Here is a 26,222-nt window from a genome sequence, read left to right on the forward strand (position 1 = left end):
TTTTACCGTATAGCTTGTTTCTTTATTTCCTCGGCTTGCTTCAGCATCACAAAAGAATCTGTTTCGTAAAAATTATCTTCAAATACCTTATTTTTAATCTGCGATATTCGTTCTTTGAGCAATGGAATAAAAGCCATTGCATCAAAATCATGGAAACGATCTTTGTATTTTTCCAACACCATGCTGATATAATCAAATATATCGTCACATAATTTTTGTCTCATTTCATCTTCTGGAAAATCTATGTATTCTTCTATGGTAAACATTTGGTCAATAACAAGTTTTTCTTCTGATCTTTTATATCTTGTGTATGACTTTAAGTTGCCTTTCTCAATATCATTATAAGAAAACAATCTTAAAATTATGAATAATGCATCAGGTTGCTTTTCTACCTTGCGTAATTTAGCATATATTTCCTCTTGCCATATCATATCATTAAGATTGTCAATTATATAATCCAAGACTTTATTTTGTTTTACATTATTCTCAAAATCACCTGCATATCTTGATTCATAAGTTATACTTAAAAAGGCTCCCATATTGCAATTCATTAAAACCTGACTATATGTTGTAGACTAATTTATTGATAATGTTCAACGGCCAACCGACCTCCATAGGAATGTTCAGCCGCCAGTTATGCTTCATTTATATTCAATCATAACACTTAAAATCTGTTTCTGTCGGGTCTTCCATCGAGCTTAAAGTATCCGTAGGCTCTAATTCAAAATAAAAACCATAATTGTTTTTTTCTCCAATATTGCCCGGACTCGGATTTTTCCTTTTTAAGCCATATATGGTTATGGAATACATGCCTTTACTAAAAGGTACTTTTACAGCCCTATAGACTTCTGTCAATTTGTTACTGACGTAAACTTCCTTAGTAAGAAAGTCATGGTCGATAAGTTTGTCGTCGCTCCAATCCTCCAATTCATTTATCTGCATAACCCAGAAACAATTATCCTCGTCTATGGACAGATTGAAACTTCCGAGTCGCTTGACTGCATTCCAGTTATCCGAATATCTGTTGTCGCCCTTGTTTCCACAAAATATGGTATAGTTGTAATTATTGATATTCCCAATAGGAATTATGGCCCCTTGACGTATAAAATCCATTCCCGTTTCGTTATGCTTTGCAAAGTAAGTCAGCATCTTTTTGGCCCTTATTTTATGCAGTTTCTTTATTCTTATAAAGTTTGCGTTGGAAATAATGGCTAATCCATAAATCCAGGCTCCTATTACAAATTCCTTTTCCATTTTATTTAACCGTTAATGTTTGACATGATGCGCATGACATCGCTATTTGTCCGTGTCTCAGTTCCGTGTCGTTTCACGCATGTTTTCTATCCGGTAGGCTGTTTCCTCTTTTATTTTCTGCAGCCAGTATCCGTCTATCCCTGCCTGCCGTGCATAGTCTTCATAGCGGGAGACAACGCCGACGGCTTTTTCTATGAGGGCATCGGCCCCCTTGATGTTGTAGCGTTTGGCCAGTTCGAGCAGGTCGCCGCGCCCGATGTCGCAGTTCCTGTTGCATACGGTCATGCTGTGCCGGTTTACATAGCCCGGAGCGGACGGATCCACAGAGAAGGTGAAATCGTAGGCCGGGGCGGTATGCCACACGCCGTCGTCTTCCATCAGGAAACTGAAGTTCTTGTTATGGTCGTCCACGTTTCCTCCTATTACGTTCATCACAGTCAGGAGAAACAGCTGCTTGAGCTCAGCCGGCAGGATGCCGATCCGACACGCCGTGTCGAACAGGCTTTCGTAACTGTCCGCGTCAGGGTTCATGGCGGCCAGGGTCTGCACATGCACCTTTTTCCCTTCCCTGCGGTCGAACCGCTCCGTCAGGAAATGGGCGGCCTGCCCTCCTTCCATGAGGCGCGACGGCATCATGTTCAGTCCGGCATCTTTCGCCATGAGGTAATAGCTGTACTCGATGCGTGTGGTGGGAATATCCGAATGTTCGTCGAACTTGATAATCATGGGGACATATCCGGGTGCGGGCGCGGCGACCTGGCCGGAATAGCATTCGCCTGTCTCCGGGTTCAGGTTGATGATGGCCTTGGGCCTGCGTCCTCCGGCGGATGTGCCCACTTTGAACAGGCTCTCTATCAGGAAGTCGGGCTGTATCTCGGCCCTGAAGTTCCTTGCCTCGTCCAATGCGGACTGCGCCAGCCTGTAAAGGTCGGCTATCTCCACTTTGAAGGGCTCCTCCATATCCTCGGCTGCCGGAGGAAGGAACTCCAGCGCACCCATGCCCCTTCTGCCGATATAGGCCAGACGGTCGAGGACGGACAGGTTCCTTGCGCTGATACCGCGCGTCTTCGCCCATTCGTTGAACACCTTGTTACCCCAGTGGTCCGGCAGTGAATCCGCGATGAACGACGGAAGCCCGCCGAAGAGTTTGCCGTCCTCACCGTACACGGGCAGACCGTTCCTCACGGAAACGCTGTGGATGGAGGCCCGCAGGGGGGCGATGTCATATCCGCTGCCGAGAAAGTCACGGTCAAAATAGAAACAGTGTTTTTCCGTGTACCTCTCCTTGTAGGCCACCAGCGAACCCACTTTCCGGCCCCAAAGGAAAACGTCAAGATTCCGTATCATGGCTGCTCCTCCTTACTCGTTTGGGTATGTACTTGTTCATCTGTTTCAGTGCCATCGGAGGCACGGGCAGTTCGGGCAACAGGTCGGACAAACGCTGTTCCAGCCCCAGCACGCGCAGGAGCGAGATGAAGTTGTTGAGCGTGATGTTCCGGCTCATCCCCTGTTCGAGATGGCTGATGGTGGTCAGGCTTACCCCGGACTTCTCCGCCATCTCCCTTTGGCTGATACGGGCGGCAAGACGGTACTCCTTCAGCCGCTGGCAAAGGAGGGCGATGATGTCCTGGTTGGTGGTGTATGAAAGATTGTCCATATAGTCATATATTGCTATTCACCTGCAAATATACAAATAAATGGCAATATAATACCACTGTATCTGTTTTTATTTCGTCCCGCGCTCGTTCTGCACGCCCTTTATCATCTCTTTCACAATGCCGCTTCATCGTGGTGGACGCCTGCAACGGGGACAAGGTGCTTCGCTGTTATGAGAAAAATGGCTTTGTCCTCCTGTACAAGACAGAGGAGATAGAAAAGCAATACTATGATATTCCGCAAGACGGGCATCTGAAAACCCGCCTGCTGTATTTTGACTTGAAAAAGAAATAAAGGCACTTTGGCGGATATGACTCCCGGTGCCCTTGCCGGAGAAAGGTTTCAGCGACGCGCTTATTCCTCAAAGAGCAGCATGTATTCCACCTTCCTTCTTTTCTCAATGCTCGGAATTACCCTGCCTTTGTAGCACCGGAAGGAAATGTATTCCTCATAGATGTCCCGGTCGCCGGCCTCCAGCTTTTGTATGAGCCTGCTTTTGGGTATGGACTTGCTGCCTAAAAGCCGGTACGGGCCCACCTGGTAGGCAAGGCACGAAAGCAGCGTCGAATCACGCCCGAACCGGCGGAACAGGCGGCACAGCTTCATCAGGTCCGCACGCAGGATGGAGTCGCCCTGCGCCCGGGTGATGCCGTTGGTAAACCGCTCGCCGGGGAGCACACGGTGCCCCCAGCCCACATAGGGCCAGTGCTTTTTCTCTCCATGCCAGCCTTCATGGTATTTCGTGCATAGGATGGCCCTCTCCAGCGGAGGAAGCCGGTACAGGGACAGGCCGGCGGACGGTGTTCCTCCTCCGTGCTTTCCCTGCCCGTACAGGGCCGCCGCTGCGCACAGGAGCAGCAGGACGGCCGTTGTCATTCTTGCATGTCTCATTTCGCCCCCCGTTTGTTCAATACGTCCTTTATCATCTCCTTTACGTCCTGGCCTACCTGCACGAAGTTCTTGTACAGGATGCGCTCCCGTTCCTCCCTCGACGGGAAGGTGTAGAACTTCGGCAGCGGCACATACCCGGCTTCCTCATTCTTTATCTCCCTCATGTCGAAGTCGGTCTTGCAGAAGAATTTCGTGGTCTTGAACTCTTCCGCTTCCTGGATGTTCATCGAGCCGCCCGCGCCGGTCCGGGTCTTGGTGAAGTCCCTCGCCGTCTGGCCGCAGATCCAGCCGGTCGCCATGTCGGAGATTTTCGAGGCGGGCACCAGGCTGTCCATGTTCTCGTTCAGGTTGATGCTGGTCTTGTCCCTGTCGATGGTCACGCCTTTCTTTATCTGCACCACCTTGCCGAAGATGTCGTTGCTCAGCCATTCCAGGGTCTCTTTCGAGCGGGCGGAGCCGCTCACCACGTTGCCTACGGTGGTGATGATTTTCTCCATGCCGACCTTGCCGTAGTCGGCTTCCAGCTGCGGCAGCTCCTGGAAGCCCAACGCCACGCTCACCTTGTTGCTTCGCGCCGTTCCTATCAGGCGGTCTATCTTGTGGAAGTACAGGGTCGGCAGCTCGTCCACGATGATGCTCACGGGGATGTTCTTGCCCTGACCGGTGTTCACACGGGTCACAAGGCGGTTCAGGATAAGGGCGTTCAGGGCGCCGATGATGCTTTCCATCTCCGGGTCGTTGGCGATGAGCAGGTAGCTCGGATTCTTCGGGTCGCTGACCTTCAGGTCGAAGTCGTCTCCGTCCTTGTGGAATATCCAGTAAGATTCCTTGGTCGCCAGACGCGAGGTATAGACACGCAGCGTGCCTATCATGCCTTCCAGCTGCTCCATCGCCTTGTTCTTGAACGCGGTCTGGAACGGGCCGAGCAGCGGAGCCACCTCGTTGTCGGTCTCTAATACCTCGAAGATGGTCTGGTAGCTCTCGTTCAGGAACGACAGGATATGGGGCATGTCCGAGTATTTGCCCAGCCAGTAGGCGGGCTCCACGATGTCCCCGCCCTTGCGGTCACGCACCACGCCCGTCGGCTTCCAGAACTTCGTTTCCGGGTCCTGACGCTTTTCGGCGTACAGCCGGTTGCCGTCCTTGTCGTAGGGCTCTTTCTCGTAGTTCACGAAGAAGTAGATGCAGGCGGCGAGGAAGTTCACCGCCGAGGTCTGGAAGAACTGGTCGCTGCCGCCGCCTCCCTCTTTCTTGCCCTTTTGCAGCGATTCCAGCAGGGTCTCCGCCGTCTCGCTGGCCGCAGCGAGGTTGTTGATGTACTTCGACTGGATGGGGTTCACCCTCCGGCTGTACTCCACATTGACAAAATTGATGATGTTGAACTTGCACCCCTGCGGCAGCTTTCCCAGCTTCTGGTTCTTCCTGTAATGGTAATACAGCTTGGTGGCCAGTGTGGGGAATTTGTAGTCGTAAACGACCAGCGCGAAGCCCTTTGCGGAGTGCTGGCGGATGAACGGCTCGATGATGGAGAAGGTCTTTCCGCTTCCCGGAGTGCCGACCACCCACGTTCCCCTGAAAGGGTTGCTGATGTTCACCCAGCCCTTGCGGAACTTGCCCTTGTAATAGTAGCGCATGGGGATGTTCACGCTATATTTATTTTCCACCAGTTCCGTACATTGCTCGAAACTCTCGTTCTCAAGGTTGAAGCGGTCTTTCAGCAGACCTTCCTTCAGGAATTTCGAGATGTTGTCCAGGGCGACATGCACGAGTATCACGCCGGCGAGGGAGGCGGCCATGTAGAGGATGATGTGCACGGGCAGCGTGTACAGCTGCATTCCCATCGGACGGTTGAACAGCCATACGGAGAGGACAAGCAGCGCAAGGCCCGCCGTCAGGGGCAGGATGACCTGCCGCCTGGCGTTGAACTCCAGATGTTTCTTGTTCCTCGTGCCCAGGCAGGTGATGCAGATCAGCAGGATGGTCGCCAGCTTGCTGTACACAAGGTTCCCGTCGCTGTATATCGACCAACGCTTGATGCGTCCGTGAATGTCGGCGAGGATGCCGCCCCAGTCCCCGAAAAAGGCGGGGTCAAAGGCGTACTCGAAAAACTCCAGCAGCACCGATACATAGACCACCGCGCGGAATATCCTGTAAAATCCCTGTAACTCCTTGCTTTCTTCCATAAGCCTGTCTGTCTTTTAGTCCGTTTTTCTGCGATACCAGCGATTGTCTATCCGGATGACGTCCATGCCGAGACTTGCGCCGTTCTCGCCCAGTTTGCTCTTGATCCGCTCCACGGTCGCTGGGCCGACACCCCAGATCTCCATGAGGTACTCTTCGTCATGAGGCACCAGGTCGCCCACATACCTTAACCCGTATGCGGTAAGGTGGTTCTGCGCCGACGGCTGGATGCCCAGGCTGAACAGCGGCTGCGAGAGGTAAGGCACCTCTTCCGCCGGCAGGTTCTCCACGGCGGCTTCCAGCCCTTCCCTGATTCTTCTCAGGGTGTCGATGCGCTGCTCCAGCCCGACGACGGCCTGTCCGTTTTTTTCGATGGCGTCCCGCAGGCCGTCAGCTTTCTCCACGAGGGCGGCGTTGCTCCGCATCAGTTCGTCGTGGGTCCTCTCCAGGGACAGGTTCTCCCGCTCAAGCTCGTCCCGTCTGTATTCCAGCGAATCGACGGTATCCTGCAGTTGCCCCGCACGGTATTGCAGGGCGGAGCATCTTTCGTTGTCGTCGGACAACGTGCCTAACAGGTTTTCGAGTTTGCTGACCTGAAGCTCAAGGCTGTCGTTGGTTGAAAGGAGCGTGTCCGCAAGCCCGTTCATTCGCTGGCGGCGTGATTTGCGACGCACGCATCTGTACAGGATGACCAGCGCCGATACCATCAGCACCAGTCCGATAAGCATGGTAATATCCAATGTTTCCATAATGTCATTTGTTTAATGTGATGATGGGGCGCACCCGGTGCGCCTGTGTTTTCGGTGTCTCCTGCATGGCTCCGCTGCCCAGCGAGTAGAGCCATGCCTTGGCGGTCTGCTGTCCTTCCACTTCTGTCGAGGTCCAGTACCAGCAGTCTTCGGTATCCGGATTCGGCAGAGGATCGCCGCCGCATTGCTCGATGACGGGATTCACGACCTCCCGTGCCGCGTACAGCAGCCGCATCTCCGCCACCGAGGGGATGAACGCGCTCTGTCCGTAAGGCCATCGGTCAATGACCGCTTCCGCCATCGGCGCAGACGTTTCCCGTGTGTCGTACAGGGCGAAGGTGTTCATGTTCCCGTCGTAGGCCTCCGTGTCGGCGGAGGTTCCCTGTTCCACGCCGAGGCTGTCCGCAAAAGCCGTGGGAACGATGTCCCACAGATAGACGGCGTAGCCGTTCCCTTCCGTCTCTCCGTGCCGCCCGGTGTCGAATACGACGGCCACGGCCTGCCTGCCGGATGCCTTGTACTTTTCATAGGTCCGGGCCTCGCCGTCGTCGCAGAGGACATGCCCGGGACGTACCGTCTTGTCCGGGGTCTCGATGTGCGCGTCGCAGGCGGCCAGTGCCATGCCTGCCGCCACCGCAATGATTAGATGTATCTTGTCTGTTCTCATCTGTCCGTATTTTTTATTTTCCCTCATTTTTTACTGTCTATCTTGTCGGCAGCTTCACGCCGAGCACGACACCCGCCCGCAGCAGGTCGGCCCCCTTTATCATGATGTCGCCCTTCGCCTGCCAGAAGAACACCCAGCCCGACCGCAGCACATAGTTGTGTTCGTAGCCGAGGTGGATGCCGCCGAGGAATTTTCTCGTGTCGCTGCCGGCCGATGCCCCGATGCGCAGGTTGCCGTAGTGGTTCCTGCCGCGCACCACGCAGGGCTTGTAGGCCGCGCCGAAGCCGTAGGTGCGGTAGTTCCGCCAGAACGAGTCCGGGCAGACATGCCCGCATGTCTCACAGTCTTTCCACTGCAGGTAGCCGTTGGCAAAGAACTCCCAGGCGTTGTGGTAGTTCATCTCGTGCTCGTAGGCAAGGGTCAGGTCCATGCCGTTCCGGTACAGCAGCCCGGCCCCGAGCGAGAGCCGCCCGGTGTTCCGCTGTGCCTGTGCGCCCGCCGCCATGCAGAGGCATGTTATCGCAAGGATTATTGTCTTTTTCATGCTCATTCCTCCTCCAAAAGTGAATTGTCAAACGAATCGGCGGCAAGCACGTCCTCGTAGTCGATGTGCAGGCTGATGTTGCGCCCGCTGATCTGCTTCTCGGTCATCTCGACGGTCAGCACCTTGTCGTTGGGGAAGGTCATCTTCCGCACGACAATCACGTTGCGGTAGCCCCGCTTGAACGATTGGGCCGGTTCCAGCACCATCGCCGGTTGCAGTTCGATGACCTGCGAGTTGGTCGCTTTCGACACTTTCTTGTCGGCGAGCTTCACCCGTATCTCGTCGATGTCGAAACGGATGTTGGTGCGGTTCTCGATGGAGAAGTCAATGAAGAAGTAGTCGCCGGCCGCATAGATGTTGTTCAGCCGCATGGTCATGCGGTGCGCCTTGCTCGCCACGTTCCGTATCTTGGCCGGGGAGTTCCATATGCGTCTGGCCAGTCCGGTCATCTCCGCCGTGGACATGGAGACGGCGGGGTTGTGGTAGCCCTCCCGCTCCGCAGGCAGTATCTCCTTGTCGGTCACGGCCTCTTTCATCCGGGTGGTGTAGAGCAGCGCGTACTGCGTGCGGTAACGTTCCGTCACGATGGTCACGATGGCGAGCACCTCGCCGTCCTCATGCCCGGCCTCCTTGGGCTTCAGGCGGATGATGTTGTCAAGCGGCTGGTCGCCAGCCACCTTGTCTGTGGAGATGTCCACCAGACGCACCGGTTCCGATGCCGTGATGACGGTCGTCACCTGCTCGTTCACGGTGAGCAGTTCCATTTCCTCGTAGGTTTTCTGGGCTTTCGCCTCGTATGCGGCGCACAGTCCGGCCGCAAGGAGGAACAGGCCCGTCAGATGTCTGTTCATGTCTTTGCCTTTTTATTGGTTTTTCTCGTTGTTCATTCTTTCCCTCTGTTCGATTTCTTCCCGTATCCGCCGCTCCGTGATGTCGCAATACTCCCTGTCTATCTCGAAGCCGACATACTGCCGCCCCGTCCGCAGGGCGGCGATGGCGGTCGTCCCGGAGCCGATGCAGTTGTCCAGCACGAGGTCGCCCTCGTCCGTGTAGGTCCGTATCAGGTACTCTATCAGGGCCACGGGCTTCTGCGTGGGATGGTAGAAGGCTCCCGTGCGGTGTTCCTTGGGCACGGACACCACCGAGGTCGGGTATTTGTCGTCGGCGATGCGCACCGGCGTGAGCTCCATGCCGCCGTAGCACCGGTTGGTGAAGCCTTCCGTCTTGCGGCGGCCGTGGTTCCGCTTCTCCGGCGGGCACGGCGTCATCTGGGGGTGGTACACCGGCAGTTTACGGTAGAACACCAGGATGTCCTCGTGCTGGCGCAGGGGCATCCGGTTGGCGTTCAGGTGGCCGCTCACCCTGTCCTTGTGCCAGACGAGGTTGTACCGCCAGAGCTTCGGCTGCGACAGCACCAGCTCCGCCGTGAACATCCCCTGCGCGAACAGGATGATGGGGCTGTCCGGCTTGGTGATTCTCAGGTACTGCTCCCACAAGGGGGCGAGCGGGATTTTCTGGTCCCACCGGGCCGCGCTGTTCTGGCGGTTCAGCACGCCGTAGGGCAAATCCGCTATCACGGCATCGACGCTGCGGTCCGCCATCCGCTTCATCCCCTCCAGGCAGTCCATGTTGTAGATGTGGTTCGTCTCTATCATTTTGCTTCTTTTTCTATGGGTTCCGCACTTGCCCAGGTACAGTGTCCTGTCCGGGTCATCTTTATCTCGCATTTCCAAAGCGTGTCCGTTTCCGCCTGCTTGAAATTCACGTTGCCGCACCTCGGCCCGTAAAGGCCTGTCTCCTTTTGAAAGGCGAACAGGGCGATCTTCCGGCCGTCTTCCGTCTCAAAGTTGCAGATCAGGGCGTTGCGCTTCCTTTTGTTCCACCACCCGGTGCTGACGAGCCTCCCGATGAAGACCTCCGGCTTGTCCGGCTGCACATAGTCATCGTAATAAAAGCCGTCCGTCCCTTTGTGGAGTTTCGATAGGTCTCTTTCCATGATGCTGTATAATGGCTGTCATTGTTTCCGGTTTCCGTTCACCAAATACACGAAGGTGCCGTATTTCAGCTTCACCTTGTTTTTCCTGATGGCCTTGCTGATGGCGTTGCTCGTCTTCTGGTAGGCGTTCTGCACGGCCTGCATGCCCCATTGGGCGAGGCTGTTGCCGTAGCCGCCGGTGTTCATGCTCAGGTTGCCCGACATCGCGCTGCTGGCCACGTCCTTGCCCGTCTCGCGGAAGCTGCTCTCCGGCACATACAGCCCTTCCAGGCCGTCGGTGTCGTACAGCGAGAGGCTGACCTTGACCAGCTCGTCATCCACGAGGATGCTGCTGATGCTGCCTTTCACACGCCCGGACGAGAAGCCGCTGACCGTGGCGTACAGGTAGGTGCCTTTCCGGACGGTGCTTCCGTCTATCTCCACATCGTCCAGCAGGCGCAGACGCACACGCGAGCCGTCCACGGCCTTGATGTCCTCGTCGATGATGGCCTGGATGAGCCTGGGCTCTTGGCTGCTCCGGTCGAGCGTGTGGAAGTAGTCCGAGGATGCCTTGGCTTTCTTCACTACCTCGCTGGCCCTGTCGTCCTCGCCGGGGGCTTTCACGGCCCGGCTGTCCTCGTCTATGATGCCCTCTGCCTGCGGTTCCGCCGGTGGCGGCGCGGCTTGGGCCGTGTCCGTTTCCGCAGGCGGGGTCACTTCCTGCCGCCCGCGCAGCCTTGCTTCGGCAAGGGCTTTCTCCAGTTCCGCGAGGGCTTCTTCCTCCCGTGTCTTGGCGTCGGCTGCTTCCTCCGCCATACTCTTTTCCTGTTCGAGTTCTCCGAGCAGGGCGATGTCGTCTTCGGTGTATTTCGATTCATATTCTTCCTTGTTTTCATCGGGTTCGTCCCTTTCAATGTTGTCCACGGCCGTGTAGTCCTGTATCCGGCCCCATGATTTCGTCATGTTCTCGTATTTGCTGCCTATGCCCTCGTCCCTGATGGTGGCCTCCGGCAGTTCCGGGTTCAGGAACTCGGTGGTCTGCAGCGCGGTGTCCTGCACCTCGGCCTTTCCGGTGCGGAACAGGTCGAAGACGAAGTACGACGTGCCGAGCAGCGGCAGGTAGAGGATGGCCGGAAGCATGTACTTCGGCTGCCTGAAATTGATTTTCTCCAGTATGCTCATCGTCATTGTTCTTTAGGTGGTTGTACATACGGTCCGGACGGCCGGTGCCTTTCCCGCAGGATGCTGTCCTGCATCTCGGTGGCTGTCCGCTTCGCGGGCTGGCGGTGGTACACGGCGGTCAGCCGGTAGATGTTCCATGCCAGACCTGTGGCGAGGAAGGCAAAGACGATGACCAGAAAGAGGGTGCGGTGCACGTTGGCGAAGCCCTGCACCTTGGCGGCGGCCTTGTCTATCCGCGTCGCCTTGGCGAACCTCCGCCCGGCATCCACCTCCCGTTCGTAGCGTTCCTTGTATTGCGGGTCATGCTTGTCCGGCATCTTCTCGCCGAGCAGCATGCGTCTGAATCCTTTGATGTTCATGGTCGTGCCTCCTTTAATAGCTGTTCTTTGTCTTCTGCTCGATGTCCCTGTTCAGCAGCGTGCGCCAGTTCACGATGAGCAGCCCGTGGGGGTTGTTCTCCGTGCGCGGCACGCGCTTGAGCTGTCCGGCAGTGACCAGCTCGCGCATCAGGATGTTGCTCCGGCGCTCGATGCGCTGCCGTCCGTAGTAGGTGAACTCCATTTTCTCACGGTCGAAGCGGATGCTGTCGCAGAAGATGCTGAACACCGCACTCGTGCCCATGATATTCGAGTAGAAACCTTTTTCCTTCAGCGTATTGTACTGCGCAAGTCCGGTCTCGTCCACTAAGTACATGGCCTTCTCCATCGTGTAGCGGATGTATTTGTCGTCCGGCGCCAGCGTGAAGAAGTAATGGTGGACTTTCTTTATAAAGCAGTACAAATAATTGTAATACAGTTAGTTATGTAAATTGCAAAATATAAGAGTAACAAATAAGACACATTGGAGGTGATTTATAAGAACTCAAAAGAATTTTGCTTCTTTTATTAGGTAGAAGAGTGAGAGAAAATGTGGTTGCTTTGCTAATTCAGAGGTATGGATGTTGTGGCAAATTCTAAAAATATCGATAAGTTTATACTTATGACAGCTCATTTCCTCAAAAAAGTAGAATATAAATGCTTTATTCAGAGTAAAATTACTAACTTTGCAATTGTCCCTCACGCCAGCACCATTTTATAATGGTGCGGATGGGTGGGACACCATACACATACAGGCGTTTACTGAACGCTTTGGTTTTGACAATGTAAGAATCTCGCACGTTCAAACTGTTCGTCAAAAACAAAGCAACGTGAACGCCCCTGGGGATGTTTATATATGCCCTAACTGCGCTTTCTGTTAAAGTGCGGAAAGGGAGAATTATATTATAAGCATCGGCGTGGGGCTTTCGACGTTGCTCGTTTCGACGAACAGGGCAATGCGAGAGCCTTTACATTGTGGAACGAGCAACAGGACTGGCTCCACGTTTTGTGTGTATATGGAGCGAAAAAATTAAAACATCAGAACAGTTGGGAGTCGCTGTTTTTTGAAAACAGAGAATTATGCGACTTGAAAAATGGTTCATTTCTAATTTGGACGATTCCCAAAGAAAGATCATAGTCCAAAGTATCAATGATGATATAATTGTACAAGGTGCGGCTGGAAGTGGAAAAACAAATTTGGCAATACATCGTGCTTTGCAAGCAAAAGGGAAAGGTAGCTATGCAATAGTGATCTTTACTGTTGCTCTAAAACGTATGATAGCTTATGGCATGCAAGCTCTTGGATTAGATAAAGAACGTATAGCTTATGAATGGGCTTGGACTAATAGGGGCTTTGATTTGACCGGCGATGTTTACTGGGAAAGAGGGAATAGAAATATTTTATACTTAGTAAATGATTTGGATATTAGGAAATTTGTTCGCTCTGAAAAATCACCGACTTCATATGGGATTGATTTTGCGGATTGGGTCGATTATAGATTTTATAATGCTTTTGGTAGACGTGTTAGTTGGTTCGAAGAAACAACATATACATCAGGCTTTGATGTAACAAATATAGAAAAGTTTGAATTGATACCCAGTGGAACAATGTATAAACAGTCGGAAGATGTGATTGATTATTTAATCATAGATGAGGCACAAGACTTCAATATTTTAGATTACAATAGCAAAATTATCCCTCATAAAGGGAAAAGTCTTTCGTTGTTTGGTGATTCTGTACAACAGATGAATTATAAAGGAAGTTCAATAGATGAAATTGCAAGTGTATTAAATTATAAAAGGTTTACTTTAGAATATAATTATCGTTTACCTAAGTCTATAGCTAAGGTAGCTCAACAACTTCAAGATATCAAAATAGATTTACTAACAAATAATCTAAAAGACGGAGGAAACAGTGATTATCCTAATTATCCCAAACCTACAATAACAAAATATTCATCGAAGGAAAAAGAACTTGAAGGTATTGTAAATCGAATAAAAATGGAAGATTTAGACGATGTAGCAATACTTCTCCCAAATGAAGAAGATGTTCGTGAAGTTAACAAATATTTAAATGACCGTGGTATAAAAACGCAAGTACATTACAGAACTGGAAAAGTTGTGCCATTTCGTACAATAAATACATTGGATTTTTCAAACAATGACTTACCATGCATCTTAACATATTATGCGGCGAAAGGTTCTGAGTTTGACAATGTGTTTGTACCATTTGCAAATGAAGCCAATGGATGCACACGCAATTCTTTTTATGTTGCTTGTACAAGATCCTCGCGTAGTTTATATATATCCTATGCGGGTAAGCGCATCTCATATCTAAACAATGTTTCTCCTGATTTTGTCGTAGAAAACGAAATACAATAGTTATTATGCAGTACTATATAAATGTAACATCGTGGAACCTTTTAGAATCATTCGTAACTGAAAGTCTGTCACCATTCGCATTTTATCAAAAACGTAATTTTGGTAATAATTTGAGTCGGTACTTAGATAAGGCTAATGAAAAAACTAATTATTTGATTTTATCAACAAAAGATCAAGGAGGTGATTATGTAATCAAGATAGATGAAAATCTGTTAGATACTTCCTGTATATTTCCCATACGAAAAAGTAAAACTTTGTTTATTTACAGCAAAACAATCTTTTATAAAAAAGGGAGTGTTATGTTCAGATTTTCATCTGAAGATTTACGAGATTCACTTATAGCTGAATCACAAATATTGTCTGAAGTAAAATGTATTGAGAAATATTCTTCAGACTTCTTTGTTGAATTTGTAAAACAAGTGGACACCAAAGAGCAGTCGAAAAGAAATGGGGATAATCCTTTTTCATTCCAACAAGATGAATTTATAGAGCAGGACAATATATATAATAAAATCAAAGGAGCAATAGTCTCTTATGTTCGTGGAGCATCTTCTTCGGTAAAGGGGGATATGCAAATTTTAACCATCAAAACTACGGATTTAAAGAATGATTTTGCAGGACTTAATACATCAATTATGGTAAATGAATGTTCCGTATCAAATACGAGCAATTTCATCCATTTAATTAGGGAATGCAAGGATTTATATTTAAGAACGATAAAGAAACAAACTAATCTTTTTGATATTATCGAACAGCAGTTTTGTGAAATTGTAAAACTTGCATCAAAACGAGAAGCAGAAATATCAAGCTTTTACAGTCTTGATAAAAAGGAACGTGAAAACTCCTTGTTACGTGAAAAAGAAGATCTTGAAAACAAACTTTTTAGCATTGAATCGGAAACAGAACTTGCTAAATTAAACGAAGAACTTGGGCTTATTAAAGCTGAAGAAAAAGAAAGAGGAAAATTGTGTGGTAAATCTCGTAAATACTATGAAAAAGGAACAGAAAAATATAATCGGAAAAAGTTTCTCCAATTTGAAATAAAAAGATTTGAAGAAAGTCATGAAGAATATCGTAGTCTAAAGAATCGTATTGCTGACATAAGGCAGCAATTATCTAACTTGACAAATGTTCCTACGACATACGACGCAGCTATTAGCGCGTTGTTTGTGCGAATAAGTGACATCATCAATGATGTCTTGCGCAATATTAAATCTAACATTGAGCCCACATCAGAAATAGATTATTCAGTTTTGAGTATGTCTGAGATTCCATTTCTAAATGTGACTATTCCAAACTGTTCGCAGGCAGAACTTGATTTCTTAAATGTTACTTTAAGAGAAATATTCCTATTGGGAAATTCTAATATATCAGAGGCATATATATTGAATTTGATTGTTGCAGCGGCTACGGATTTTAAATCATTCCCTGCTGCAACTACAAAGGAAGGACAACTTATGATAAGTACATTGCAAACGTATTGGAAATATAAAAACAATAAAGTTTCAGGATTTGAAATACCATGTAACCTACCTGTGTTTTCTTCAATAATGGCATTTTTTGTAAAGCCTTTTGGATTTGATCAAATGGAGAGATTTATGCAAAATAGGGGCATCAATTACAAACAATACGGTTTTATGCTTTGGGGGTGTGCCATTGGATATGCTTCTCTTCCCAAAACATTTACTAATTTGCTTTATTCAAATGATAATATATATAAGAAAATGGATGAGTATCTATTTTCAGTACATAAAAATATTGAATTGCAACGCCCCTGCAATCAATAGGAAAAGTAAAAAGGGGCTAAATTTACAATCTTATGGGAGTCTTAAAACTTTCCGTGCTTGAAGAGCAGAACAAAGAGTTAAAAAAGAAGATGAGGATTGTTTCAAAAGATGGCAAGCCTTATCATGTGTCTAACTGTGGATGTCCATGTGAATGCTTCATTAAAGAAGGCGAAATTCGTATGGATGACATAGAGGTTTCTGCCAGTTGGAATATAGACTAATCTGTTCTTTAGCATTTGGGAGATGCCGTATTTTCATATGACATCTCCCAACTTATTATAAAAATCATGATGGAAACTATTACGTTTAAAACAGAATTAGGAAACTCTTATTTGTATAGTCCTGCACGTAAGGTCGTAATACCAATACCGCTGTACGTTCACGAAGATTTGTTATCTGGTAATCTCAACAATAATAATTTTCTGTCAATACTAAAAAAAGGAGGATACCTTGATAACTTTAATAGTGATTATTCGGGAAGAATCTCTGAAAAAAATATAGAAACTTCTATAAGGGATGTATCACAAGTTGTTTTTGAAATGACAACTGCCTGCAACCTTCAGTGCGAATATTGTTGTTATAGCGATGGATATACAATTTTTCAAAAAAGGCAAAATGGGAGGTTGGAGTTTTCAACTGCGAAAGTCGTATTGGACTATTTAGCCAGAATTTTTAAATCAAAAATACAGACTGGGTTATGCTCTGAACCATTTGCAATAAGTTTCTACGGTGGTGAGCCTTTGATGAATTTTCCAATTATCAAAGAAATAGTGGAATATGCAGAACTGCTTAATTTTGAAGGGAAAGAAATTGTATTCACAATGACTACTAACGCAGTATTGATAGATAAATATGCAGATTTCTTATCTAAGCATAAATTCCGAATATTGGTTAGTTTGGATGGTAATAAGAAACATGATTCTTATAGAAAAACAGTTTCAGGAAAAAATTCTTTTGATATAGTATATAAGAATCTTAAATTTGTTCAAAAGTATTACCCAGCCTTATTCTCTAAAATTCGCTTTAATGCCGTTTATACGGACAAAAGCGAGGCTGTGGATATTCTTAATTTCTTTATGACGGAATTTGGTAAATTTCCACAATTTAGTCAACTGCACAAACCAGATTTAAGCGCTAAGGAATTTAATAAAATCAAATCCATGTATAAAGAAATTGAAATACCATATGAATTATCTATGCATAAGGATTTGATATTGGAAAGTCCAATACATAAGCGTATATTTGAATTTTGTATGAAACTTTCAAGACATACTTATCATAATGAGGGAGAATTATCTAATAATGATATATCCATTTTGAATTACCCAACAGGAACATGCGTACCTTTTTCTAAACGCATATTTGTCACATTCGATGGAAATTTGTTTCCTTGTGAAAAGATAAATCGTGATATACCATGGGGATATGTAGATTCATCTGGAAAAATGATTATAAACGCTTCTGATATAGTTGAACGGTTTAACTCTATGCTTGATAAATATGAACGAATTTGTTCCACTTGTTATTTGCAACAATGTTGTATAAAATGCGCTTTCCAATCAACCGACTTTAATTGTGATAATAAAAAATCTAAAGAACAATTTAGAAAAATGCTTTCACAAATATATTCTTATATTGAGAAACATCCGGATATTGTCAATTTGTTAGAAGAAAATGTCGTAATAAAATGAAATACTTTTGTGTCTTTCCACATTGTTGCGTTAAAACGAATGGGGATAGTGTTTTAATCATAAACCCACAAACAAAGCAATATGTGTATAGTGCGTCATCAACAATCGTTGAAAGTTTTGTCAAAAATAAGGATAGCTATTCTTATTGTATATTTGACGAAAAGAATAAATTTTATGTTGATGCAATATCTAAGGAATTAGGCTATATAATAGTATCTGAATTTCCTCCTTATAATCCAAATCCAAAGATTTCTTTTGTTTCTTCAATGAGTAAAGAAAAGAAAGCTTTAGGATATAATACAGGATGGTATGTTCCATCGTTTATCAAGTTCCTATCAATTCATTTTAACAACATACATTTGTATTTGCCTCAAAATAATCTTTATGATCAATTAGAATATCCAAAACAGGGAGTAAATTCATATAAAATGGATAAGCAATTGTGGAGAGAAGTTTTTACTGTACTAAGTAATTCTCCTATTGAGATAATAATATTATGTGGCGATATAGATGAATTGTTATTAGATACACTTTATAAAATAGGACAAATGTATCATAACCGGGTGGTGATACGAACTGCAATTTGTGAATATGAAAAAGTAAAAAAACTTTTGTGCGAATACTCAAATCTAAAAATTGAACTTATCGTTAGCAATATTACAGAACTTGACAGGTTGTTAGAAACAAGTGATGCGACATTTAATAATATAGCATTCATAATGCCTTTGCTTTCTCTTGATGATTTCAAGTCTTTAGATACTCTTAATCTTCAGATACAATATGTACCACTTATATATGATATTAAATTGCAATCTGATTTGATAGAACAAATGCAACTTAATTTTAATGATATTCTGAGTTGTTCTACATCTATCGAAGATTCTTTAATAAAGGGGAAAATAAACAGTAATTTTTGGGGTAGTGTTATTATAAAAAAGAATGGATTATTGTATGTCGCAGATGAGTTTATAGGCGATATAACACAAGAATCGATTTATCCAATACTAAATAAATGGCTGCAAAAGTCACAAAATTCTTGGATGATGACCCGCGATAAATATTCAGCATGTAATGACTGCCTTTTTGCAACGATTTGTCCCAATATATCTATCTATGAAAAACAAGGGCTCTTAAAAAGAGCTTGTCTCGAAAATGTATATACAAATATGATGACTTTGTTAAGCTCAAATTAGATAATAATCTGATGTTATCATTAATTCAAGATAAACCATAAGAACATCATCAAATAATTAAAGCTTTGTACGATTAAAATAATAGTGAACCAGCAGGAAGATAGCCAAATGCCTTCGTTGCGTTGGAGGTGTTTGGCTAACTCTTTTCTGTGTTCTTCCAATAACTTCTTTTCTGCCTTGATATGATTGGCTGAACATTGGCTCACCTTAGCAAGTTCACTTTCATCAACCTTAGCATGGATAACGGTGTTCCATTCTGCCTTGACAATGGCGTTACTGATGCCGTCCACGATGTTGTCGGCACTGTCCTTGGCCGCTTCCAAAGCCTTGAAAGCCGTCCGTTCCCGTTGGACGGTATGTTTCAAGTTGCCGTGTATGCCGTGCAATTCTTCCTTTAGCGCATTGATTCCATCAAGTAAATTTCGGAGTTCGATTAGCTGGCAGTTGACTTTCTGAAGCAGTCCGTCAAGTTCCCGGTTGTCCTGCTCCAACTCGTCTTCGGGTTTATAATTGGCAAGCCGCTCACGGAGAGCTGCCGTATCAGGTTGTTTCATTGCATTGTTGTTTTTAGGTTTGTCATTTGCGTTTAATTCCTGATTTCCTTTGTATGCCGAGCCTGTGCGAAGCCTCACGCGCACAACGGCGAGCAAATTCAATCTCGTCTTCGTCCAGGTCACGTCCCCATTTAAGGTCAGACTGCGAGCCGCCTCCACCACCGCCTGATGTCACCTCGTAGGGTGATGCTATCAAAGTGAAGTAAGCCATCGCCAAGTTCTGCAAGTCCTGCCAGTTGGCCAGTTCCCGGTAGTCGAACTCGTCATTGAAATAGTCAAGCACCTTGTCCGGGAGATAACGTTTGTAGGTCTTTCCGTCATGCTCAAACACTGTGGGCTGGCTGTTCAGCTTATAAGTGGTATAGTCCTCGAATATCGGATTGCTCTGCCGTATAACAGACTGTGACTTTTGCTGCGTACCATTGGGAACGGACGGCGTCGGTAAAACAGACTGCTTGGTAGCAGTGCGGACTTGTTGCGCCTTGTCTTGATGCAGTTTCTCCCATGTCTGTTTGATACGTGATGCGGTCAGATTGCGCCCCTTACCAAGTTCCGATGCCTTGAATTTTGTATTGCCTTTGAGAAGCACATAACCACGAATGACATCTTTCTTATCCTTGCGCAAATATAAGTCATAGCCTTTGGCGGCAAGCCTTTCTTGGTAGCCGTCCCATGACCACTTGTCAAGCTCGCGCAACACATCCATGCAGTCGGCACTGACTTTCGGGATATTTGTTTCGTGTATGTGCTGTGCCGTAGTCCATCCCCTTTGCCGGGCAATCATTTCAGCCGCCCGTTGTGCGCGGAGGTGTATGGCATGGTCGTTGTTGATGTTCCCGTCCTCGTCCACACGGCTGACGATGGCATGTAGGTGTGGTATGCCGCTGTCGGATTCCTCATGCAGCCATACGGAGGACTTGCTGCCCGATATGTTCGTCTGCGCAGAAACCACCTTGCCGTCCTTGTCGCGGATTTCTTGAATGTCGAAAGCGGCTGCGAAGTCCTGCCACAGTTTCCGCCAATCGTCCAAAGTGAAATTTTCGGAATGTTCCATCGCCGGGCTTATCTCCATGCGGATGACATTGTTCTTGATGTTCGGGTGGTTCATTGTGGCAAACTTCATTTCCGTAAAAATGCCTGTTGCATCTATGCCCTGCGGCATGAAGTTGTCACAGATACGGGTAATCCTTTCGGGATGCTTCTTGTTCCTCGATTCCCCCGACACATATAGCATCGCCCTTATGCCGTGTGCTACGGCCTTTGCCTTGGCTATCATGCGCCGTCCTCCTTTGTTTCTTGGTTTGTTGTCCCTGCCGGATAGCTGTTCGCCGTCTGTGCGGACTGCAAGAAGTCGGCGACATGGTTTGTGACATAAGCCACTTTCTCGTACCATTCGAGCATGGTCGGCTGATGACGGAATAGCTTTACCTTCTCGTTATCGCTTAATCCGTGCAGGGCATTGGCGAAGTTCACCATGTCCGTCCTGCAAGCCGCAAGCTGGCGTAATCCGTCAAGTTCCGTATCAGAAAGCCGCTGTCTTGGCTTGTAGCCGAGTGCCCTCGCACGGATGAAGTCGCTGCGTGTCATGCCGCATTGTTCCGCACTACTTTTTATCATAGAAAGTTCTTGGGCGGTGACTTTGGTGACCACCACCTTGTCACGCCTTATAACAGGCTTCTCCCGCCCAGATTGCTGCTTGGAAGTATCTTCTTCATGTGTCATAAACGAAAGTTCTTAAAATGGAATAATACGGTTTCTACAAAAGGGATGGTGCGAGCCTGCGAGCGGCAAGGACAACGGTCTTCCGGACTGTTGCGAGGGCGTCGGGGTATTACTGTCCGAAGGCGGTAATACCTCGGCATATCTCGCAACTGAACGCTACCGCTCCATGCCAATCCAACCCTCCGCTTGCCACAGCCAGTACAGACTGGTGCCAGTAGGAGTGCCGGAGAATGGAACAACAGAAAGCGTTTGTTTGCACTATACCGTTGTCGGCTCGGCTTCTGACGGCTCTTATTCTTCCCTCTGTTCGTGGATGAATGGGGCGGCTATGCGGCCATTCTCCGCTATTTCCCATTGCAGTAGGCACGGAAAGCTCATCACGGACGCTACCCTTGAACGGCAGGTGTCGATAAGCCCCATGCCCGTAAGCGTGGCAAGCAGGTTGCGTATGCGTTTCCTGCCCATGTTCCATTGCGATGAAAGCTGTTCCTCGGAATACTGCGCCTGACCTGCGGAAAGCATGAGCGGTCTGTGGAAGCCATTGGCAACACCGTCCGTTAAAGCCATCCTCGCCAACAGGTCGCCGAACAATGCGAAGTTGCCTATTTCCCTGCCATTGTCATCGGTCGTTGTTCCGCACAGCCATTGCATCGCACTGTCGGAAAAGCTGAAAAAGAATGATGCAATCTCTGTCGGGTACATGAAACTGTATGTTTCCTTGTCCATAAAATCTTTGACTTTATAAATGTGATACTAAATTTCCCTGAATGAAATGAAGCCGTGCAGGTATCGGTATGGAAACGCCGACTTGTTTTTTGTTGTGCCCTGCACGGTTTCTCTGTTTTGAATGACGCATGAAAGGTGAATATATTTGCCGACAATTTGTTTCAGTCTGTCGATGTGTATCAACCCGAAATAAGGGAAGAAAAAAGACAGACCACGCATCGGACTTATATCTTTCCGCCTTTTGCATACGGTCACTTGTTTGCTCCGTTACCGTTAGTGCTGCCCGAAAATGATTGTCCGGGTACAGGCCGCTTGTCAAGTGAGGAAACGGCACGGCTGATGTCCGCCGCGTTCACGGCGATGGATAGCAACGACCTGTTTATCGTTACCAACTGCCGCTTGTCGCAAAACTCCGCCACTCGCTCCAATAATTGAAACGCACGGTTCAGCCGATGTTCCTGCGCATTGTCCGCCGTCATACGCTCGTTGTCCTTTCCGCTGTTGAGATACCGGTTGAGCGCAAGGCGGTCGTCCGCTGAAATGCCTTCTGCTGTCGCCTTGCTGTCAGCGATGGCTATGCTCACGCGCAGTGCGTCCGCTTCGTAGATACCCACACTCTCCAAGAATGTGCGGATGGCCTGTACGTCCTTGCCGCTTACTTCACGCTTACGGCTCTCGTTCTTCTTTACGGTCGGAACAGCTGTAACTGTGCCAGCCTGTTCCATGTCCCTGTTCTGTTGTTCCATAATACAATTTGTTTTTGATGTGAATTAAAAATGTTGTTTACTTCCGTCCTGCAAGATAGCGGTCGGCTTCCTCGTTGATTTCCTCTTGTGATGAGATGCGTACTCCCGTGAGAAAAGCGTCCAAGTCTTCTTTCTTGAAAAAACACAACTTGCCGCACGGCTTGTACATCGGGATAACCCGGCGCATCATTAGCTTGCGGAAGTAGGACAGCTTGAAGCCGCAATACTCGGCCGCTTCCTTTGTGCTTAAAAGTTTTCGTTGCTCTGTCATGTGCGTATATTTTTAATGGATAATCGACTGCGCCCTTGTCGTGGCGACAATGCAAAGGTATGGCGGCAAATTCCAATAGCAATCAATGTAAATGACACTATAATGGCATTTTGCGGATTATAAATGCGAGTATAAATAAGGCTAAAACGATGTATAAAGGAACTCTAAACACTCCATAATCCCATATCATCCATACATGGCAATCTATCAGTGCGGAAAGAAATACGGACGTTCACGGACGGACATAAAAATCCCGCCATCGGTTTGCAATGACGGGAACAAGAAAAGTGGCTTATAAAAGTGTTTGGTCAGAGTTTCTTGAACTCTTCAAGGTCGTATGTGTCAAGTCTCGGACGCAGTCGCGTGGCCTTGCGCAACAGCTTGGCAATATGTCTCTGGTGTTCGGACGGGTTGTCTTTGGATGCGGCTTTGAGGTTGCTCACCAACTGTGCGCCATTGTTGAGCGGCCAGAACTTTTCAAAGATTACCCATTTGCCTTTCCTGATTTTGAGGGCAGCGCATAGGGCATTGGCGATATAGGCATAGAGCGTCCGGTTGATTTCGTCATCTTCCTTTTTCATCAGCGGCTGGAAGTCCGCATCCAAATAACCGTCCTCCCGGAACAGCACGAGCAAGAACAGCGCATCGTTGGTCTGCAACGCTTCGGGCAGCTTCTTTATCTGTTCCGGCTGAACCTGTGAAATAAGATTGTCGTAGTGCCGGATTTCATCCTCCTGCTTCATCGCAACTGGCGGCGTAGGTGTTGAAAGCATAGCCTCGATTTGCTTCTCAACTTGCTTGTCAACAGCCTGTCGCTTGCCGGGAACAAGCCTGTTCCACCGTTGGCAAAACCACGACTTTATCCGTTCCCCATAAGCCATACCGATGATGCAAGGCAACAGGAAAAGCACGGCAAAGAGTGATGCCATGACAATGAACGTACTCCAGTCCAAATGCTTGTCAGACGTGAGGATAAAGGCGAGCAACAACGAAACTACAAACCAAGAGGCCGTTAAAACAGAGCGGTCTTTTGAAAGCCACTTGTCTATGATGATGTCGTACAAAAGGAAAAATTCCACAACCAGCCCAATCCAGCCGACTATTGACAAGGCGGTAAATACAAATGCAGCCGTGGTTGCTTCCATACGGAAAGCAACGGCGGCTACCAACCCGAATGCGGTTGCGGCTACCACCGTAAGCGGCAATAGCATCGTAAGAAAGTTATCGGACAATCGTTTCATCGCATACAACAGGGTTTAGTCTTTGAAAATGTCATTGACGCGGTTGACTGCCTCGTCTTTCTTCTGGTCTATAATCTTCGCGTAAATCTGCGTGGTGGAAATGTTCTTATGTCCGAGCAGCTTGCTCGTGGTATAAATATCAACATCCAAAGTCAGCATCATGGTCGCGAAAGTGTGTCTGCTGACATGGTAGGTCACGTGCTTGTTTATGCCGGCCGCCTTCGCCCATTTGTCGAGGATGATACAGATGCGGCTTTCGGACGGTAGGTCGAAAACCTTGTCCTCGTCCTTTGCATCGCCTCGTTCCGGCAACCACTTCATTGCTTGCTTGGATAATGGAAGATATATAGGGTCGTTGGTCTTTTCCATTACGGTGAACACCCTCCACTGGTCGCCGTCCTTGTGGATGTCGCCCCAGGTCAGACTGACAACATCGCTGATGCGCAAGGCGCAATAACAGGAGAATAGAAAAGCCTGCTTCACGGCAGGACGGGTAGGACATTCCGTTGCAATCAGCTTTTTCAGCTCGTCAATTTGCAGGAACTCGCGTTTGCTTTCGGGACGGTGGATGCGGTCTGCGGCTGCAATATGCGTGAACGGATTTTCGGAAAGATAATCATTCCGCACTGCCCAATTCAGCATGGCACTAAGCACAGTGACATACCCGGTGGCTGTGGTCATGGAAATCGGACGGTTCGTCCGTGCCTTGTAATCGTTCCGCAGGAAATTCATAAAAGCCATGCAATAATTCTTGTCAAGCATCCTGATGGGAATATCGCCACGGAACTGGAATGTCGCTTTCCGAATGGAATTGACACCACGGATGGAAGATTTTTTGCCGTTGTCCTCCAGCCATCTTGTATAGAGGTCGAGCAATTCCGACAACTTGATACGGCCACGCAATGTGGCGTTTGAAACTCCCTTTTCGTTGTTGGTTAGTTCTATGATACGGTCTGCCTTAATCTTGTTCGCCAAAGCCATGTTGTGTTGGTTCATGGCGCGGCTTGCCGGGTCAATCTCCGGCACGATATAAAGTTTAAGGAACTCATACGTCCGTTTCCCGTTGCGGTAAATATCCAGATAGATGGACTTGTTTCCGTTCTGCAATTCCTTGAAGCGGATGCGGACAGGCTCTTTCGCCTTGATAACTTTCTTCGGTCTGGGCATGGTGTTATATTTTTGTTGATTATTCGATTTCCACTGTTTCTTTCTTATCCTCAATATGACTCGCGGCAACCATTTTCATATATCCTTTCATCGTCTTGGGCGTAAGGCCGAGCATACAACTGACAGTTCCGATGTCGGTGCCAGTGATGAGCAACAGATATATAAAGGTGTTTTGCGCAAGCCTGAAATTCAACGGCTGTACTATTCCGGCGTTCTTTCCCCATTGCAACAGTATGTTTCTGATTTCAGTATCTTTCGGCAGGCCTTTGAATACAAGTCCGCGATGGTTCGTAGTTTCGGGTAGCCAGCGCATTGATACGGAAGTAAGCGGTATGGAAGACTTTCTTGAATGTACTTCGATGGTAGTTCTTCCATTATCCGTTTTTATATCTTTCCATTTGAGGGCGAGGACATCGGCAAAAGACAAGTATGTGAAGATGCTCAACATAAACGCCTGTTTGACTTGCGGTCTTGCCATTACAGGGCATGGGGTATTCATCAAAGAGCGTATTTCATCAACGGTCAGAAACTTTTTCAATGGGCGTTCCCTGGTTATACGACCGTGGATGTTTACGAAACGGAGAGGGTTTACGCCTATCACGCCATCGGCTACAGCCTTATTGAGAGTGCTGCTGAAAAGATAGATGTATGTCCTTGCTGATGTCATGCTGATTTTTCCGAATTGTGCAGCATAGGACTTATGCAGGAAATCAACAAAGCCGTCACAATAGCTTTCGTCAACATCAACTACTTTCGTTTCCAATCCCCGGTAAGCATCTACAGCCTTTTTCATACTTCTTATATTACAGGCTGAAGAAGTGTCACCTTTATCAAGGGTGATTTTCTCATATTCGTCAATGGCCTCGCCTATGCGCATGGCTGACGGCTCTTTGGTTTCTATACCGAAACGCACGGCAAGCAATTCGTTTTCTTTTTCGGCACGGGCAGCTTCGGCTTCTTTCATCGTCCGCTTGTTCGTAGCGATATTCCTCTTGGAAGTTTCGGGTAACAAATAGAGATGGAGGGCTTCGCGGATGCGCTTGCCGTCCTTGTAATAGTCAAGGTAGGCAGACTTCTTTCCGTTATCTATATCCTTGTATTTAAGCGTGATATGTGATTTCTGCGTAGTCATAAAACTCTATTTTGTTACTATACGGTCATTTTACAGATACAAAACTACAAACTATTTTTCAAAGTAACAAAATAGTCGCAAACAAAGTAACAAAATTAACCTGATTTAGTGTAAATAAGAACTCATTGTCTTTTTGGATAAATCACATAAAGTAT

General features: G+C 47.5%; 28 protein-coding genes and 1 pseudogene. 5 read left to right on the forward strand and 24 right to left on the reverse strand.

Features of this window, described 5'->3' with window-relative positions:
• Nucleotides 1–2 precede the first annotated feature (2 nt).
• From B5F34_RS03360 to traK, 15 genes and pseudogenes are all read right to left on the reverse strand, one after another.
• Nucleotides 3–539 (reverse strand): hypothetical protein, encoded by a 537-nt coding sequence (locus tag B5F34_RS03360; RefSeq protein WP_204245572.1) that lies wholly within the window; start codon nt 537–539, stop codon nt 3–5.
• Between the two features lie 112 nt (nt 540–651).
• Nucleotides 652–1,254 (reverse strand): hypothetical protein, encoded by a 603-nt coding sequence (locus tag B5F34_RS03365; RefSeq protein ID WP_087335051.1) that lies wholly within the window; start codon nt 1,252–1,254, stop codon nt 652–654.
• Between the two features lie 57 nt (nt 1,255–1,311).
• Nucleotides 1,312–2,601 (reverse strand): type II toxin-antitoxin system HipA family toxin, encoded by a 1,290-nt coding sequence (locus B5F34_RS03370; protein WP_087335054.1) that lies wholly within the window; start codon nt 2,599–2,601, stop codon nt 1,312–1,314.
• Nucleotides 2,585–2,911, reverse strand: coding sequence for a helix-turn-helix transcriptional regulator (locus B5F34_RS03375; protein WP_087335056.1), 327 nt, complete (start codon nt 2,909–2,911; stop codon nt 2,585–2,587). The genes B5F34_RS03370 and B5F34_RS03375 overlap by 17 nt, the downstream gene beginning before the upstream one ends.
• A gap of 353 nt (nt 2,912–3,264) precedes the next feature.
• Entirely contained in the window at nt 3,265–3,801 is a 537-nt protein-coding gene (locus B5F34_RS03385) for a glycoside hydrolase (RefSeq protein WP_087335058.1), read from the reverse strand.
• Nucleotides 3,798–5,984 (reverse strand): type IV secretory system conjugative DNA transfer family protein, encoded by a 2,187-nt coding sequence (locus tag B5F34_RS03390; RefSeq protein WP_087335059.1) that lies wholly within the window; start codon nt 5,982–5,984, stop codon nt 3,798–3,800. Before B5F34_RS03390 ends, B5F34_RS03385 begins: the two co-directional genes overlap by 4 nt.
• Before the next feature lie 15 nt (nt 5,985–5,999).
• Nucleotides 6,000–6,731 (reverse strand): hypothetical protein, encoded by a 732-nt coding sequence (locus B5F34_RS03395; RefSeq protein ID WP_087335062.1) that lies wholly within the window; start codon nt 6,729–6,731, stop codon nt 6,000–6,002.
• 4 nt (nt 6,732–6,735) lie between these two features.
• Nucleotides 6,736–7,398, reverse strand: a complete 663-nt coding sequence (locus B5F34_RS03400; RefSeq protein ID WP_087335168.1) for a DUF1566 domain-containing protein — start codon at nt 7,396–7,398, stop codon at nt 6,736–6,738.
• Nucleotides 7,399–7,435: 37 nt separating this feature from the next.
• Entirely contained in the window at nt 7,436–7,948 is a 513-nt protein-coding gene (locus B5F34_RS03405; RefSeq protein WP_087335065.1) for a hypothetical protein, read from the reverse strand.
• Entirely contained in the window at nt 7,945–8,793 is an 849-nt protein-coding gene (gene traN, locus B5F34_RS03410) for a conjugative transposon protein TraN (RefSeq protein ID WP_087335067.1), read from the reverse strand. The genes B5F34_RS03405 and traN overlap by 4 nt, the downstream gene beginning before the upstream one ends.
• Nucleotides 8,794–8,805: 12 nt before the next feature.
• Nucleotides 8,806–9,597 carry a site-specific DNA-methyltransferase gene (locus B5F34_RS03415; protein WP_087335069.1) on the reverse strand — a complete coding sequence of 264 codons (792 nt, stop codon included), beginning with the start codon at nt 9,595–9,597 and terminating at the stop codon, nt 8,806–8,808.
• Nucleotides 9,594–9,938, reverse strand: coding sequence for a hypothetical protein (locus tag B5F34_RS03420; RefSeq protein WP_087335070.1), 345 nt, complete (start codon nt 9,936–9,938; stop codon nt 9,594–9,596). The genes B5F34_RS03415 and B5F34_RS03420 overlap by 4 nt, the downstream gene beginning before the upstream one ends.
• 18 nt (nt 9,939–9,956) lie before the next feature.
• Nucleotides 9,957–11,099 carry a conjugative transposon protein TraM gene (gene traM / locus B5F34_RS03425; protein WP_087335072.1) on the reverse strand — a complete coding sequence of 381 codons (1,143 nt, stop codon included), beginning with the start codon at nt 11,097–11,099 and terminating at the stop codon, nt 9,957–9,959.
• A 2-nt stretch (nt 11,100–11,101) separates the two neighbouring features.
• The gene (locus B5F34_RS03430) at nt 11,102–11,458 is read right to left on the reverse strand and encodes a hypothetical protein (protein WP_087335074.1); all 357 of its coding nucleotides are present in this window, start codon (nt 11,456–11,458) and stop codon (nt 11,102–11,104) included.
• Between the two features lie 13 nt (nt 11,459–11,471).
• Nucleotides 11,472–11,855, reverse strand: a pseudogene (gene traK / locus B5F34_RS03435) (conjugative transposon protein TraK); the annotation flags it as partial.
• Nucleotides 11,856–12,535: 680 nt separating this feature from the next.
• Between traK and B5F34_RS03440 the strand changes: the two are divergent.
• From B5F34_RS03440 to B5F34_RS03460, 5 genes are all read left to right on the forward strand, one after another.
• Complete coding sequence (locus tag B5F34_RS03440; RefSeq protein ID WP_204245573.1) at nt 12,536–13,837, forward strand: ATP-binding domain-containing protein; 1,302 nt, start codon at nt 12,536–12,538, stop codon at nt 13,835–13,837.
• A gap of 5 nt (nt 13,838–13,842) precedes the next feature.
• Nucleotides 13,843–15,624, forward strand: a complete 1,782-nt coding sequence (locus B5F34_RS03445) for a hypothetical protein (protein ID WP_087335076.1) — start codon at nt 13,843–13,845, stop codon at nt 15,622–15,624.
• Between the two features lie 32 nt (nt 15,625–15,656).
• Nucleotides 15,657–15,845 carry a hypothetical protein gene (locus B5F34_RS03450; protein ID WP_087335079.1) on the forward strand — a complete coding sequence of 63 codons (189 nt, stop codon included), beginning with the start codon at nt 15,657–15,659 and terminating at the stop codon, nt 15,843–15,845.
• A 66-nt stretch (nt 15,846–15,911) separates the two neighbouring features.
• Nucleotides 15,912–17,315 carry a radical SAM peptide maturase gene (locus B5F34_RS03455; protein ID WP_087335081.1) on the forward strand — a complete coding sequence of 468 codons (1,404 nt, stop codon included), beginning with the start codon at nt 15,912–15,914 and terminating at the stop codon, nt 17,313–17,315.
• Nucleotides 17,312–18,508: a hypothetical protein gene (locus B5F34_RS03460; RefSeq protein WP_087335083.1), complete on the forward strand. Its 1,197-nt coding sequence runs from the start codon at nt 17,312–17,314 to the stop codon at nt 18,506–18,508. Before B5F34_RS03455 ends, B5F34_RS03460 begins: the two co-directional genes overlap by 4 nt.
• A gap of 20 nt (nt 18,509–18,528) precedes the next feature.
• On the opposite strand, the gene B5F34_RS03465 is transcribed toward B5F34_RS03460, so the two are convergent.
• The 9 genes from B5F34_RS03465 to B5F34_RS03510 all read right to left on the reverse strand — a co-directional run bounded on the left by B5F34_RS03465 (nt 18,529) and on the right by B5F34_RS03510 (nt 26,067).
• Nucleotides 18,529–19,062, reverse strand: coding sequence for a hypothetical protein (locus B5F34_RS03465; RefSeq protein ID WP_087335085.1), 534 nt, complete (start codon nt 19,060–19,062; stop codon nt 18,529–18,531).
• 22 nt (nt 19,063–19,084) lie between these two features.
• On the reverse strand, nt 19,085–20,338 hold the full coding sequence (locus B5F34_RS03470) for a relaxase (protein WP_087335087.1): 1,254 nt from the start codon (nt 20,336–20,338) through the stop codon (nt 19,085–19,087).
• Nucleotides 20,335–20,784 (reverse strand): hypothetical protein, encoded by a 450-nt coding sequence (locus tag B5F34_RS03475; RefSeq protein ID WP_204245574.1) that lies wholly within the window; start codon nt 20,782–20,784, stop codon nt 20,335–20,337. Before B5F34_RS03475 ends, B5F34_RS03470 begins: the two co-directional genes overlap by 4 nt.
• A 291-nt stretch (nt 20,785–21,075) precedes the next feature.
• Nucleotides 21,076–21,510 carry a hypothetical protein gene (locus tag B5F34_RS03480; protein ID WP_087335089.1) on the reverse strand — a complete coding sequence of 145 codons (435 nt, stop codon included), beginning with the start codon at nt 21,508–21,510 and terminating at the stop codon, nt 21,076–21,078.
• 251 nt (nt 21,511–21,761) lie between these two features.
• Nucleotides 21,762–22,256 (reverse strand): hypothetical protein, encoded by a 495-nt coding sequence (locus tag B5F34_RS03490; RefSeq protein WP_087335094.1) that lies wholly within the window; start codon nt 22,254–22,256, stop codon nt 21,762–21,764.
• Between the two features lie 37 nt (nt 22,257–22,293).
• Nucleotides 22,294–22,527, reverse strand: coding sequence for an excisionase family DNA-binding protein (locus B5F34_RS03495; protein WP_087335097.1), 234 nt, complete (start codon nt 22,525–22,527; stop codon nt 22,294–22,296).
• Nucleotides 22,528–22,835: 308 nt separating this feature from the next.
• Entirely contained in the window at nt 22,836–23,768 is a 933-nt protein-coding gene (locus B5F34_RS03500) for a hypothetical protein (RefSeq protein WP_140392945.1), read from the reverse strand.
• Between the two features lie 15 nt (nt 23,769–23,783).
• Complete coding sequence (locus B5F34_RS03505) at nt 23,784–24,935, reverse strand: site-specific integrase (protein ID WP_087335101.1); 1,152 nt, start codon at nt 24,933–24,935, stop codon at nt 23,784–23,786.
• A 19-nt stretch (nt 24,936–24,954) separates the two neighbouring features.
• Nucleotides 24,955–26,067, reverse strand: a complete 1,113-nt coding sequence (locus B5F34_RS03510; protein ID WP_087335103.1) for a site-specific integrase — start codon at nt 26,065–26,067, stop codon at nt 24,955–24,957.
• Nucleotides 26,068–26,222 lie beyond the last annotated feature (155 nt).

The sequence above is a fragment of the Mediterranea sp. An20 genome (genome assembly GCF_002160055.1).
GTDB lineage: Bacteria > Bacteroidota > Bacteroidia > Bacteroidales > Bacteroidaceae > Bacteroides > Bacteroides avicola.

What these genes read in the sequence shown, in the direction of transcription:
- B5F34_RS03395 (WP_087335062.1), bottom strand. Translation starts at nt 6,731, where the DNA reads ATGGAAACATTGGATATTACCATGCTTATCGGACTGGTGCTGATGGTA.
- B5F34_RS03440 (WP_204245573.1), top strand. Translation starts at nt 12,536, where the DNA reads ATGCGACTTGAAAAATGGTTCATTTCTAATTTGGACGATTCCCAAAGA.
- B5F34_RS03385 (WP_087335058.1), bottom strand. Translation starts at nt 3,801, where the DNA reads ATGAGACATGCAAGAATGACAACGGCCGTCCTGCTGCTCCTGTGCGCA.
- B5F34_RS03490 (WP_087335094.1), bottom strand. Translation starts at nt 22,256, where the DNA reads ATGGAACAACAGAACAGGGACATGGAACAGGCTGGCACAGTTACAGCT.
- B5F34_RS03405 (WP_087335065.1), bottom strand. Translation starts at nt 7,948, where the DNA reads ATGAGCATGAAAAAGACAATAATCCTTGCGATAACATGCCTCTGCATG.
- B5F34_RS03400 (WP_087335168.1), bottom strand. Translation starts at nt 7,398, where the DNA reads ATGAGAACAGACAAGATACATCTAATCATTGCGGTGGCGGCAGGCATG.
- traM (WP_087335072.1), bottom strand. Translation starts at nt 11,099, where the DNA reads ATGAGCATACTGGAGAAAATCAATTTCAGGCAGCCGAAGTACATGCTT.
- B5F34_RS03465 (WP_087335085.1), bottom strand. Translation starts at nt 19,062, where the DNA reads ATGAAACAACCTGATACGGCAGCTCTCCGTGAGCGGCTTGCCAATTAT.
- traN (WP_087335067.1), bottom strand. Translation starts at nt 8,793, where the DNA reads ATGAACAGACATCTGACGGGCCTGTTCCTCCTTGCGGCCGGACTGTGC.
- B5F34_RS03450 (WP_087335079.1), top strand. Translation starts at nt 15,657, where the DNA reads ATGGGAGTCTTAAAACTTTCCGTGCTTGAAGAGCAGAACAAAGAGTTA.
- B5F34_RS03510 (WP_087335103.1), bottom strand. Translation starts at nt 26,067, where the DNA reads ATGACTACGCAGAAATCACATATCACGCTTAAATACAAGGATATAGAT.
- B5F34_RS03460 (WP_087335083.1), top strand. Translation starts at nt 17,312, where the DNA reads ATGAAATACTTTTGTGTCTTTCCACATTGTTGCGTTAAAACGAATGGG.
- B5F34_RS03445 (WP_087335076.1), top strand. Translation starts at nt 13,843, where the DNA reads ATGCAGTACTATATAAATGTAACATCGTGGAACCTTTTAGAATCATTC.
- B5F34_RS03475 (WP_204245574.1), bottom strand. Translation starts at nt 20,784, where the DNA reads ATGACACATGAAGAAGATACTTCCAAGCAGCAATCTGGGCGGGAGAAG.
- B5F34_RS03360 (WP_204245572.1), bottom strand. Translation starts at nt 539, where the DNA reads ATGGGAGCCTTTTTAAGTATAACTTATGAATCAAGATATGCAGGTGAT.
- B5F34_RS03500 (WP_140392945.1), bottom strand. Translation starts at nt 23,768, where the DNA reads ATGAAACGATTGTCCGATAACTTTCTTACGATGCTATTGCCGCTTACG.
- B5F34_RS03495 (WP_087335097.1), bottom strand. Translation starts at nt 22,527, where the DNA reads ATGACAGAGCAACGAAAACTTTTAAGCACAAAGGAAGCGGCCGAGTAT.
- B5F34_RS03455 (WP_087335081.1), top strand. Translation starts at nt 15,912, where the DNA reads ATGATGGAAACTATTACGTTTAAAACAGAATTAGGAAACTCTTATTTG.
- B5F34_RS03365 (WP_087335051.1), bottom strand. Translation starts at nt 1,254, where the DNA reads ATGGAAAAGGAATTTGTAATAGGAGCCTGGATTTATGGATTAGCCATT.
- B5F34_RS03415 (WP_087335069.1), bottom strand. Translation starts at nt 9,597, where the DNA reads ATGATAGAGACGAACCACATCTACAACATGGACTGCCTGGAGGGGATG.
- B5F34_RS03375 (WP_087335056.1), bottom strand. Translation starts at nt 2,911, where the DNA reads ATGGACAATCTTTCATACACCACCAACCAGGACATCATCGCCCTCCTT.
- B5F34_RS03480 (WP_087335089.1), bottom strand. Translation starts at nt 21,510, where the DNA reads ATGGACAAGGAAACATACAGTTTCATGTACCCGACAGAGATTGCATCA.
- B5F34_RS03430 (WP_087335074.1), bottom strand. Translation starts at nt 11,458, where the DNA reads ATGAACATCAAAGGATTCAGACGCATGCTGCTCGGCGAGAAGATGCCG.
- B5F34_RS03420 (WP_087335070.1), bottom strand. Translation starts at nt 9,938, where the DNA reads ATGGAAAGAGACCTATCGAAACTCCACAAAGGGACGGACGGCTTTTAT.
- B5F34_RS03390 (WP_087335059.1), bottom strand. Translation starts at nt 5,984, where the DNA reads ATGGAAGAAAGCAAGGAGTTACAGGGATTTTACAGGATATTCCGCGCG.
- B5F34_RS03370 (WP_087335054.1), bottom strand. Translation starts at nt 2,601, where the DNA reads ATGATACGGAATCTTGACGTTTTCCTTTGGGGCCGGAAAGTGGGTTCG.
- B5F34_RS03505 (WP_087335101.1), bottom strand. Translation starts at nt 24,935, where the DNA reads ATGCCCAGACCGAAGAAAGTTATCAAGGCGAAAGAGCCTGTCCGCATC.
- B5F34_RS03470 (WP_087335087.1), bottom strand. Translation starts at nt 20,338, where the DNA reads ATGATAGCCAAGGCAAAGGCCGTAGCACACGGCATAAGGGCGATGCTA.